Origin of the sequence: Vibrio sp. OPT20 (assembly GCF_963889365.1) — a bacterium.
Classification (GTDB): domain Bacteria; phylum Pseudomonadota; class Gammaproteobacteria; order Enterobacterales; family Vibrionaceae; genus Vibrio; species Vibrio splendidus.
Genome location: NZ_CAWPOA010000041.1, coordinates 77,932 through 89,795 on the forward strand (window position 1 = coordinate 77,932; position 11,864 = coordinate 89,795).

The 11,864-nt window shown below is 45.0% G+C and carries 12 protein-coding genes; all 12 read left to right on the forward strand.

The window, feature by feature from the left end:
- The first annotated feature begins 51 nt into the window (after nt 1-51).
- Nucleotides 52-1,077 (forward strand): type IV pilus assembly protein PilM, encoded by a 1,026-nt coding sequence (gene pilM, locus AACR09_RS08895; RefSeq protein WP_193834804.1) that lies wholly within the window; start codon nt 52-54, stop codon nt 1,075-1,077.
- Nucleotides 1,061-1,675, forward strand: a complete 615-nt coding sequence (locus AACR09_RS08900) for a PilN domain-containing protein (RefSeq protein ID WP_193834806.1) — start codon at nt 1,061-1,063, stop codon at nt 1,673-1,675. Before pilM ends, AACR09_RS08900 begins: the two co-directional genes overlap by 17 nt.
- Complete coding sequence (locus tag AACR09_RS08905; protein WP_193834808.1) at nt 1,668-2,297, forward strand: type IV pilus inner membrane component PilO; 630 nt, start codon at nt 1,668-1,670, stop codon at nt 2,295-2,297. The genes AACR09_RS08900 and AACR09_RS08905 overlap by 8 nt, the downstream gene beginning before the upstream one ends.
- A complete protein-coding gene (locus AACR09_RS08910; protein WP_416222631.1) occupies nt 2,281-2,802 on the forward strand; it encodes a pilus assembly protein PilP in 522 nt (173 codons plus the stop codon). Before AACR09_RS08905 ends, AACR09_RS08910 begins: the two co-directional genes overlap by 17 nt.
- A 35-nt stretch (nt 2,803-2,837) precedes the next feature.
- Nucleotides 2,838-4,556, forward strand: coding sequence for a type IV pilus secretin PilQ (locus AACR09_RS08915; RefSeq protein WP_193834810.1), 1,719 nt, complete (start codon nt 2,838-2,840; stop codon nt 4,554-4,556).
- A gap of 176 nt (nt 4,557-4,732) precedes the next feature.
- Nucleotides 4,733-5,251, forward strand: coding sequence for a shikimate kinase AroK (gene aroK, locus AACR09_RS08920; protein ID WP_004729664.1), 519 nt, complete (start codon nt 4,733-4,735; stop codon nt 5,249-5,251).
- Nucleotides 5,252-5,276: 25 nt separating this feature from the next.
- Nucleotides 5,277-6,365 carry a 3-dehydroquinate synthase gene (gene aroB / locus AACR09_RS08925; protein ID WP_004729663.1) on the forward strand — a complete coding sequence of 363 codons (1,089 nt, stop codon included), beginning with the start codon at nt 5,277-5,279 and terminating at the stop codon, nt 6,363-6,365.
- Between the two features lie 79 nt (nt 6,366-6,444).
- On the forward strand, nt 6,445-7,962 hold the full coding sequence (locus tag AACR09_RS08930; protein ID WP_017091297.1) for an SPOR domain-containing protein: 1,518 nt from the start codon (nt 6,445-6,447) through the stop codon (nt 7,960-7,962).
- A 69-nt stretch (nt 7,963-8,031) separates the two neighbouring features.
- Nucleotides 8,032-8,880, forward strand: coding sequence for a Dam family site-specific DNA-(adenine-N6)-methyltransferase (locus AACR09_RS08935; RefSeq protein ID WP_004729661.1), 849 nt, complete (start codon nt 8,032-8,034; stop codon nt 8,878-8,880).
- A gap of 200 nt (nt 8,881-9,080) precedes the next feature.
- Nucleotides 9,081-9,755: a ribulose-phosphate 3-epimerase gene (gene rpe, locus AACR09_RS08940; RefSeq protein WP_029222055.1), complete on the forward strand. Its 675-nt coding sequence runs from the start codon at nt 9,081-9,083 to the stop codon at nt 9,753-9,755.
- A gap of 119 nt (nt 9,756-9,874) precedes the next feature.
- Nucleotides 9,875-10,561, forward strand: coding sequence for a phosphoglycolate phosphatase (locus AACR09_RS08945; protein WP_017077621.1), 687 nt, complete (start codon nt 9,875-9,877; stop codon nt 10,559-10,561).
- 175 nt (nt 10,562-10,736) lie between these two features.
- The gene (gene trpS / locus AACR09_RS08950) at nt 10,737-11,753 is read left to right on the forward strand and encodes a tryptophan--tRNA ligase (RefSeq protein ID WP_004729658.1); all 1,017 of its coding nucleotides are present in this window, start codon (nt 10,737-10,739) and stop codon (nt 11,751-11,753) included.
- Nucleotides 11,754-11,864 lie beyond the last annotated feature (111 nt).

Here is an 11,864-nt window from a genome sequence, read left to right on the forward strand (position 1 = left end):
ACAACCCCTAGATAATCAACGAAATGCTTGGCACTTCAGGAGCTAGGTCACATGGGTTCATCATTAATTACAGGTATAGATATAAATCATCACAGCATCAAAGCCGTGGTACTAAAACCCGTGGGGGAGTTGTATGCCCTAGTGGGATACAAAGAGCTGCCGATTTCGGACGACATTTTTACAGCTAACCATACTTTGGAGTATCAGAAAACTGTTAAGAAACTTAAAGAACTTAGGAAAGGGCTGCCTTTTGGCTGTTGCAACGTCGCTATTTCAGTACCTGATAACACGGTGATCAGCAAAGTACTGCAAATAGAGAGTGAGTTAGAAGACAGAGAAAAAGAGTTTTCGATCTATCAAACCTTTGCTCATCAGTCTCCCTTTCCGATAGAGGAGCTGAGTTTAGATTTTGTAAAGCTGGAAGACAAACGATTTGGTAAAGGTTCGACAAGCAGTTATCAGGTATACGCCACTCGTAAAGAAGTGGTGGATAGCCGAGCGGATGCTTTGACCAAAGCTGGTTTTAAACCTGTGGTGGTAGACACGCAGGCGCATGGGTTGCTTAACACCTGGCAAATGGCATCGCGCCTGTACCCCGAAAAGAAAAACTGGCTGCTGGTGGATGTGGGAATCGACCAAACGTCGTTAGGCATTATTCCACAAGGTTTGGCACCGTTTTATAAAGATATCGCTTTTGGTACCAAAGATCTTCGCAGCCATGGTGCGACAAGTGATATCGAGAGTGTGTTCGCCACCACTGAAGATACACATCAATTTATTGTTAATTTGATTGAGAAGCTCAAGCGTCAATTACAGCTCTATTCATCAGGAAATGCACAGCAACCTATCTCAGGGATCTGGCTGATGGGTGAGGGCGCCAGCATTCCTATGGTAACCGAAGAGCTAGAACGTCAATTTCAGTTGAGTTGCGAGTCACTGAACCCTTTGTCTCTATTTGAGAATAAGGTGGCGAAGCGACGTCGATTACCAACGAACTGGCAACATTTCGGTATTGCGGCGGGTATGGCGATGAGTGGACTCAAGTGGCAGGGAGAAAAGCATGTTGCATCAAATTAACCTGCTGCCGTGGCGTGATGAGATTCGCGCTCAGCATAAGAAGCGCTTTATCCATCTGATCATTCTTGGTGTCATCATCGCGCTTGCAGGGCAATGGGCGGTTGGTCACTATTTTTACGACCAACAAGCCAAGCAGCAAGCACGTCTTAGTTACCTCAATCGATATATTGTCGAGCTCGACCGACAAATTCAGTCATTAAAGGTCGCAGAGCAGGAGCATAAAGCGATTCTGACTAGGCTTGATGTGGTCGAATCGTTGCAGCTTGGTCGCAACAAGACCACCGACTTTATGAATCTGATGCCGGAGCTTATTCCTGAGGGCGTGTATGTCGACAAGATAAAGATGAATGGTCAGGAGATTGAAATGTCGGGCATTAGCGACAGTACTGCTCGTCTCGCTACGATGTTGGACAACCTCGAGCGTTCAGATTCTCTGAAAGGGGTCGAGATGCACTCTATCGTTCATAATCGCAAGCGCTTCAATAAAGAGTTTCAGACCTTTAAGGTCTCTTTTGTGTTTAGCCCTGTGTCTTTAGAAAACACAACCGCAGAGAGCACAACCGCGAGCAGAAAAGAGAAGGGGGCGCATCATGGCTAACCTTCAAAATAAGATTAGTTGGCAAAACAGGATGAGTTTGCAAGATCTCGATGTTGATGAGATCACCGAATGGCCATTGTTGCCTCAGCTTCTCGTGATCCTGGTGTTGGTAGTGTTAATCCAAGGTGTTGGCACTTGGCTTTATGTGCTGCCGCTCGACGATGAACTGCAGCAGATGAAGCAACAGGAGCAGACATTAAAAGCGACCTTGAGAATAAAGGCCAATAAGGTTGCGGCCTTACCTAAGCTTCAGAGCCAGCTGGATGAGCTAACTAGCCGTTATGACTATCTATTAGAGCAATTGCCCGTTCAAAAAGAGCTAGCCAGTATGTTGGCCTCTGTGAACGAGCTTGGATTGGATAATAAGCTGACATTTACGCGAATTGATTGGGGCCAGAAACAGAACAAAGAGTTTCTCTATCGTTTACCGCTCAACATCGAGCTGACGGGTGACTACCACGAGATTGGTGATTTCTCTGCGGCCATCGCTAAGTTGCCACGCATCATCAGCTTTGATGACGTGAATTGGCAGCGAGTCAGTCAAGAAAGTAGCACGCTGCACTTCAGGGTTCGAGCTTATACCTACCAATTTAAATCGGAGGTCAATGATGAAACCCAATAGCGTGTTTTATTCAACATTACTATTGCTTGTGCTCACGGGCTGTAAAGCGCATGAAGATTCGTTAGAAGACTTTGTAGTGCAAGTTGAGGCCAAAGCGAGAAAAGAGGTGGAACAATTGGTTCCTGCGACTGAGTTTTTGGCCGCCACTTATCAGCGCCGAGCCTTTCGTCCTCCGTTTGAACTGCCTAAAGAAGCCATCGTGCAAAACCAGCCTTTAGTTAAGAAGGACTGTTGGCAACCTAGCGCGCGTTCTCGTAATGGGAAATTAGAAAAGTACCCGTTGAGTAAGTTTCGTTTAAGAGGCGTCATGGGAAGCGGAACAAGTGTGTTTGGGTTAGTGCAAACACCCAAAGGGAACGTGGTAAACGTCAAAAAAGGCCAGTTTATCGGCTTAAATAATGGCCGAGTTACTAAAGTGACGAGCCAGTACGTTCAGATTAATGAAACTCTTCCAGATGGCTTAGGTTGTTGGCATCAGCGCAACGTTAGACTGGCTCTGAAGTAAACCAATGTCACATGATGTGGATATGAGATGTAAATATGATTAAAGGAATAAGTGGATTAGTGAGCAAGGCTCTACAAGGTTTTGCTGTGTCTGTGATGTTGGTCTTTAGTGTGCTCAGTCACGCCGAGAGCTTACCTAATCAATTGGAAAATATTGATTTTAGGGTAAACAAAGATAAAGGCGCCGTCATTATTATTGAGCTGGCAACCAGCACCGCTGTGGTGGATGTTCAACGTGCTCAGGAAGGATTAAGTATCGAATTACTCAATACTCAAGTTAATGACGATAAGCTTTATCTTTTGGATGTGAAGGATTTCGCGACCCTAGTGGAAGGTATTGAAGTCTATAAAGAGACGCCCAGCACACGACTGTTGGCGACGATCGCTGGTGACTATCAGTATGAATATAACCTAAAAGGTCGTTTCATAGAGGTGGTGATCAGCAAGCCTGTTATCAATGAAGCGACCAAAGAGAAAAGCGTTTTAGAAAAAGAGGGCAAACTGATATCGATTAACTTCCAAGATATCCCGGTTCGAAATGTCCTGCAGCTGATTGCTGACTACAACGATTTCAATCTCGTGGTGTCTGACTCAGTAGCGGGTAACCTCACTTTACGTTTAGATGGCGTACCTTGGCAGCAAGTTCTCGACATTATCTTGCAAGTTAAAGGACTAGATAAGCGCGTTGATGGCAATGTTATTTTGGTGGCGCCAAAAGCAGAACTCGATCTTCGAGAGCAACAAGCGTTAGAGAAATCTCGCTTGGAAGAGGAGTTAGGGGAGCTTAAGTCGGAAATCATCAAGATTAATTTTGCTAAAGCCACCGACATTGCCGACATGATTGGCGGTGAAGGTGCGGTGAGCATGTTGTCCGATCGTGGCTCGATCACCATTGATGAACGCACCAATTCCCTATTGATTCGTGAACTGGAAGAAAACATTGCCGTGATACGAGGCATCATTGAATCTTTGGACATCCCCGTGAAGCAAGTCCAGATAGAGGCGCGCATCGTAACCGTTACCGAGGGTAACCTTGATGAGTTAGGGGTGCGTTGGGGTGTTTCTTCCACCAACGGTAGTTTTAAAGTTGGCGGCTCGATAGAGGGCAACCACCCATCGCAAATTACGCCGTATGACGATAATGGTGGGAATAGTGCGATTGACGATTTCCTCAACGTTAATCTAGGGGCGACATCTCCTAATGCATCAAGCATTGCGTTTCAGGTGGCTAAACTGGGTTCAGATACCTTGCTTGATCTTGAATTGTCGGCACTACAACAAGAGTCAAAAGCTGAGATTATTTCCAGCCCACGTTTAATCACTACCAATAAAAAGCCCGCTTATATTGAGCAAGGTACTGAAATTCCTTATTTAGAGTCGTCTTCAAGTGGTGCTACTTCGGTCGCATTTAAGAAAGCGGTGTTGAGTCTTAAGGTGACACCACAAATCACGCCCGACAATCGTTTGGTATTGGATTTAAGCGTGACTCAAGATAGACCAGGGCAAGTAGTGAAAACCGGAACGGGTGAGGCGGTTGCCATTGATACTCAACGCATAGGGACGCAAGTGCTTGTTAATAATGGTGAAACAGTCGTGCTTGGCGGGATATTTCAGCACAGTGTGAGCAGTACAGTGGACAAAGTTCCTCTGTTAGGAGACCTGCCAGTTTTGGGTGCATTATTCCGTCGTAGCTATGAAAATGTGGGTAAAAGTGAACTACTTATTTTTGTTACACCCAAAGTTGTGATTCAGTAATGAACAATTAGATTAAAAATAAAGTTGCATTAGTGGCACCTAACCTTGATAATTTCGGGTCTTATCACGAATTATCTGTGAGGAATCGGTGCCACGGGCCTTTTAATTTCAGTACTTGTACTGACCTACCTTGTGGCGATGTCATTGAATTAACGTTGTAAATTACTGCTAAAAACATGGCTGAGAAACGCAATATTTTTCTTGTTGGCCCAATGGGCGCCGGCAAAAGTACAATTGGTAGACACCTAGCTTCCCAACTTCATATGGAGTTTCTAGACTCTGACACTGTGATCGAAGAGCGCACTGGCGCAGACATCGCATGGGTTTTTGATGTTGAGGGCGAAGATGGTTTCCGTAAGCGCGAAGAATCTGTAATCAACGATCTGACAGAAGAACAAGGTATTGTTCTTGCGACAGGCGGTGGTTCAGTGCTGAGCAAAGAAAACCGTAACCGTCTATCTGCACGAGGCATTGTTGTATACCTAGAAACAACAATTGAAAAGCAACTTGCTCGCACTAACCGCGACAAGAAACGCCCTCTACTTCAAACAGACAACCCGCGTGATGTGCTAGAAGATCTAGCTGTATCTCGCAACGCACTATACGACGAAGTGGCGGACTACACAGTTCGTACCGACGATCAAAGTGCAAAAGTGGTAGCCAACCAGATCGTAAAAATGCTAGAAGAACGTTAAGTTCATTTTTTCGGAGAGCAAACCCATGGAACGGATTACGGTCAATCTAGCTGAGCGTAGCTACCCTATCTCTATTGGCGCCGGGTTATTTGAAGACCCGGCGTACCTTTCTTTTTTATCAGGCAAACAGAAAGTTGTTGTTATCAGTAATGTGACAGTAGCGCCTCTTTATGCCGATAAAATTTTATCGTTGTTGGATCAAGTAGGCTGTCAAACTTCTCTTTTAGAGTTGCCAGACGGTGAGCAATACAAAACACTTGAAACGTTCAACTCAGTGATGAGCTACATGCTTGAAGGAAATTACAGCCGCGATGTGGTGGTGATTGCTTTGGGTGGTGGTGTTATCGGTGATTTGGTCGGTTTTGCTGCCTCTTGCTACCAGCGCGGTATTGATTTCATTCAAATCCCGACGACCCTTCTTTCTCAAGTGGACTCCTCTGTAGGCGGTAAAACTGCAGTGAACCATCCCCTTGGCAAGAATATGATCGGCGCTTTTTACCAACCAAAATCTGTCATCATCGATACTAACTGCTTATCAACGCTTCCAGAGCGTGAGTTCGCAGCGGGCATTGCTGAGGTGATCAAATACGGCATCATTTACGATGAAGTCTTCTTTGATTGGTTGGAACAGAATCTAGAGAAACTTTATCAACTTGATGAAGATGCACTGATTACCGCGATTGCTCGTTGTTGTGCAATTAAGGCTGAAGTGGTTGCTATAGATGAAAAAGAGTCAGGAATCAGAGCGTTATTGAACCTAGGTCATACATTTGGTCATGCGATCGAAGCAGAACTAGGCTATGGTAATTGGCTACATGGTGAAGCTGTGTCGTCAGGCACTGTAATGGCAGCGAAAACCGCTCAATTACAGGGACTGATCTCTCAGCAGCAACTTGAGCGAATTATTTCTATACTCAAGAATGCGAAACTGCCAATCCATACGCCAGAAAGCATGTCTTTTGAAGACTTTATGAAGCACATGATGCGTGATAAAAAAGTGCTGTCTGGTCAGTTACGTTTGGTATTACCAACAAGTATTGGTACCGCTGAAGTGGTCGCTGATGTGCCTCAAGACATCATTAAACAAGCGATTGATTTCTGCCGTACTCTTTAAATTTGGTTGTGAGGTTGCCTAGCTAAACTCTAGGCAGCTGAAGCGTTTTACTGATCGATCTTATCAGTAGGGATCCCCAATGAGTTTGGCTCATGAATTAAGAGTATTAGAGTTAGAATCTCAAGTTGAGCTGCTAGAGCGCTTACAGCTTTTGACTAACTTTGGTTCAAACCTTGTAACGGTTGCGGGCAAAGCTGGCTCTGGCCGATCTTGGTTGGCTCAACGTTACCTTGAAGCATGGTCGACAGAAAAAAATCAGTGTTTACTGCTTTGTCACCCAAGCCAAGACGATCAACAACGTCGCGCGCTTATTCTTAGCCAAATTGTTTCTGATCCCCTGTTTAATCAACATGATTCTTTATCAGATAGCCTCGCAAGGCTACTGGATGGAGAGTCGTGTAATGTGGTTATCGTTGTAGATGATGCCCACCGACTGTCTGAGTTATTGGTATCCGAATTATGGATGTTGGTACTTGAAGCTCAATCAAACCCTCAATGGACGATCAATATCGTTCTCTTCTCGGAAATTGGCCATCTAGACACGCTACTAACACGTCTTAGTTACGGGCAACCACACAAGCCTATCGACCTCGAGATCGATGATCTTTCTCAACCAGAAGCGGAACATTTCTTTGAATCCTTAGTGATTCGATATGTTGATGATGAGTCTGAAACTCGCGTGCGACGTGCGTTTAATAAAGCACAACCTTTGCCCGGTGAGTTAATGGCTTTAGGAGAATTGAAAGTGGAAAAAAGGATTATTATTCGCTCAATTATTGGCTCACCTATCAATATCGCGATGGTGGTGACCTTGTTGTTGGTTTTAATTGGTGGTGGCTATTGGTGGATGTTCAGTCAACCAACCCCTGACGATAAAGCGCAATCACTTATCGCTCCCATTGAACAAACCGCTATCCCAACGTTTGAAGTGGAAAGTGGTACCGAGCAAGCCGGAGTCGACGGATCTTCAGATTCTGAAGCCGAAGCTGACATGAGCTATCAAGGTGCTGACGATGACAGTTCATCTTTACCACCGGTTGTGGTGGAAGGTACAGCCAGTGTTGGCGAGGTGAAACAAGAGCAGCAACGTGTTGTGATTACTTCTGATGTGGTTGATGCCTTGCTTGATGACAAGCCGAAAAGTGCCGATACCAGTGCGATTGATGCTGCCGTAGAAGAAAACACAGGTGCCGCGGTTAGCGCGCAACCTGATGCGGCGAAAAACGAGTCACAAGTTTCAGTTGATGAAGATACTGACCTAACGGAATCAACACCGCCGACGAAAAAGATCACCTTCTCATTTGCTCGCGAAGAGTTACAAGCTATCTCGCCACGCGCTTATACCTTACAGTTGAGCGCGATGACGTCATTAGAAGATGTTCAGTCTTTTATTGAAGAATATGACGTCGAAGACAAGGTTCGTATTTACCCAACACTTCGTAACGACACCAAGTGGTTTATTATCACTTATCAAGATTATCCAACGATTCAAGTCGCGCGAGATGCCGTAAGTGCGTTATCAAAACCACTTCAGCAGTTGGAACCTTGGGCAAAATCGATGAATCAAGTGCATCGAGAGATAGAACGTGCGAAATAACCCTGAGCTTAGCCTCAAAATATGTTACATTCCGCAGCCTTATTTTTGAGTTGATAGATAGAGCAGTAAATGAAAAAGCAGCGTGCCTTTCTAAAATGGGCTGGTGGTAAATATGGCCTAGTTGAAGACATCCAACGTCACCTGCCACCTGCTCGTAAATTGGTAGAACCGTTTGTCGGTGCCGGCTCAGTATTTCTGAATACTGATTTTGAACAGTACCTGCTTGCAGATATCAATCCCGATCTTATCAACCTATACAATCTACTTAAAACCGATCCTGAAACCTATATCACTGAAGCGAAGCGTTGGTTCTGTCCGGAGAATAACCGTAGAGAGGTGTTCTTAGATGTTCGCGCTGAGTTCAATGGTACAGATAACGTCATGTATCGCTCGTTAGCTTTCTTGTACATGAACCGATTTGGCTTCAATGGCTTGTGTCGTTACAACAAGAAGGGCGGTTTTAACGTTCCATTTGGTTCTTATAAAAAACCTTACTTTCCAGAAGCTGAGTTGGAGTTTTTTGCTGAGAAAGCGAAGAAAGCGACGTTTGTTTGTGAAGGGTATAGCGAGACCTTTAGCCGCGCCCGTAAAGGCTGTGTGGTTTATTGTGATCCTCCTTATGCGCCATTGTCTAGTACTGCTAACTTTACCTCTTATGCGGGTAATGGCTTCAGCTTAGATGATCAAGCGGCCTTGGCTGATGTTGCAGAAAGAGCGGCAATGGAACGAGGCATCCCTGTCTTGATTTCAAACCATGACACTACCTTAACGCGCCGTTTATACCATGGTGCGGAACTGAACGTGGTCAAGGTTAAGCGCACCATTAGCCGTAATGGTGCAGGGCGTAATAAAGTGGATGAGTTACTGGCACTTTTTCATAAAGAGAAAAACCAGCAACACGCTTCAACAGAATTGTAGTCGTCACCATTACCCTCGAACTCATTAAATTGAGTGACCAACGGGTACTTTCATAAACTAATCTTTCGAACTGCTAGAATCTGCTTAGGTGCTTAGGTAGAATTGCACACCAAATAGTCTTGGGATTGAGTCTTGTATTCGTGTACGAGATGTCACAAGGCGGTGATATTCGCAATTTACTCACTCTTAAGAGGTTTGGTATGAAAGATTTTCTAATCGCTCCATCGATTTTGTCTGCAGATTTTGCTCGTCTTGGTGAAGACGTAGAAAAAGTACTCGCAGCCGGTGCCGACGTTGTGCACTTCGATGTGATGGATAACCATTACGTACCTAACCTGACTTTTGGTGCACCGATCTGTAAAGCGTTGCGCGACTACGGCATCACAGCTCCTATCGATGTTCACCTAATGGTTAAGCCAGTAGACAGCATCGTACCTGAGTTTGCTAAAGCCGGCGCATCAATGATTACCTTCCACGTTGAAGCGTCTGAGCACGTTGACCGTACTCTACAGCTAATCAAAGAACACGGCTGTAAAGCGGGTGTCGTACTTAACCCAGCAACGCCACTTTCTTGCCTTGATTACATCTTAGATAAAGTAGATATGATTCTACTAATGTCTGTGAACCCTGGCTTTGGCGGTCAATCTTTCATTCCTCACACTCTCGATAAACTGCGCGCTGTTCGTAAACTTATTGATGAATCAGGCCGTGATATCCGCCTTGAGATTGATGGCGGCGTGAAGGTAGATAATATCCGTGAAATCGCAGAAGCGGGCGCAGATATGTTCGTTGCCGGTTCAGCTATCTTCAATCAACCAGATTACAAAGAAGTGATTGATGAGATGCGTGCAGAGCTTGCAAAAGTTAACGCATAAAAGTAGAACTAGGGTCTGTTGACCTAAAATCAAAAAATTTAAATTAAGGGGCTAATTGGCCCCTTTTTTACGTCTTGGAGCTCAACTCATAAGACGAACATAATAAATAGGAAAGTAAGATGTCATTAAGCTCAATAAAACTGATTGCCTTTGATTTGGATGGAACCTTGTTAGATAGCGTGCCTGATTTGGCTGTCGCCGCTGACCAAGCTTGTCAGGAACTGGGTTTTTCTTCAGTAAGCGAAGAACAAGTTCGCGACTATGTGGGTAATGGTGCTGATGTTCTTATTGGACGTTCATTGAGCCGTAATCTTACGGTTGATCCAAGCCTTGAACCTGATCTTTTGAAGAAAGCGCGTATCCTGTTTGATGATTTCTATGAGCAGGGCGGCCATAAGCTAAGCCACCTTTATCCATCGGTTAAAGAGACGTTAGCTGAGCTAGATAAAGCGGGCTTCACCATGGCGCTTGTCACCAACAAGCCATCGAAATTTGTACCAGATGTTCTGGCGCAGCACGGTATCGATAAGTACTTTGTTGATGTGTTGGGTGGCGACTCTTTCCCAGAGAAAAAGCCGAACCCAGTAGCGCTGAACTGGTTGCTGGAAAAGCATAATGTGAAGGCTGAAGATATGCTGATGGTAGGCGATTCAAGCAACGACATCAAAGCGGCTAAGAACGCAGGCTGCCACTCGTTTGGTCTGACTTACGGCTATAACCACGGTGAGCCGATTTCAGTATCAAACCCTGACTATGTCGCAGACAACATTGCACAATTACTAGATGTCGTTCTAGTTTCAGCATAAAGCGGACAAAAGTTAGCTAACCTACTAGCAAAATACTTATCAATGAGTACACTGGATGAGCCGTACAGAAGAGCTGTGCGGCTTTCTATTTTAAAGTTAAGAAGCTAAGTTTTTCAGACACTAGGTTAAGAAACTAAGTTAACGAGCTTAGCGAACAAGCAAAGGAATTAAAAGCATGAGCAAGCCCATCGTATTGAGTGGTGTTCAACCATCTGGTGAACTAAGTATCGGTAACTACTTGGGTGCTCTACGTCAATGGCAACAGATGCAAGATGATTACGATTGCCAATACTGTGTTGTAGACCTTCACGCAATTACGGTTCGCCAAGATCCGAAAGCACTGCATGAAGCGACCCTAGACGCATTAGCAATCTGTCTTGCTGTCGGTGTTGATCCAAAGAAGAGCACGCTATTTGTTCAGTCACACGTACCAGAGCATGCTCAACTTGGTTGGCTTCTTAACTGTTACACACAAATGGGTGAACTGAGCCGTATGACTCAGTTTAAAGATAAGTCTGCACGTCACTCAAATGACGTAAACGTAGGCCTATACGACTACCCAGTGTTGATGGCTGCAGACATTCTGCTTTACGGTGCTCACCAGGTGCCAGTAGGTAGCGACCAGAAACAACACTTAGAGCTAGCGCGTGATATCGCAAATCGCTTTAACAACATCTACGGCCCTGAAACGCCAATCTTCCAAGTACCAGAACCTTACATTCCAACAGTGAATGCACGTGTAATGAGCCTGCAAGATGCGACTAAGAAAATGTCTAAGTCGGATGACAACCGTAAGAACGTAATTACTCTGCTAGAAGAGCCTAAGTCGATCATCAAGAAGATCAATAAAGCGCAAACGGATGCAGAAACGCCGCCACGTATTGCTCACGATTGGGAAAACAAAGCGGGTATCTCTAACCTAATGGGTCTGTACTCTGCCGCGACGGGTAAAACGTTCGAAGAGATCGAAGCGCAATACCAAGGCGTTGAAATGTACGGTCCGTTCAAGAAAGACGTAGGCGCAGCATTGGTTGAGATGCTTGAGCCAATCCAAGCTGAATATCACCGTATCCGTGCTGATCGTGCTTACATGGATGCAGTAATGAAAGCGGGTGCAGAAAAAGCCTCTGAGCGCGCTGCCGTGACACTGAAAAAAGCATACGAAGCAGTTGGTTTTGTTACTCGCCCGTAGGGTGAGCTAAAGCCACTCGTTTCAGAATTGAAGCCCAAAGTAGACGCTGTTTACTTTGGGCTTTTTAGTGCCCGTTCTATTTGCTCTCCCAGTAAATCTCTTGTTTGAATT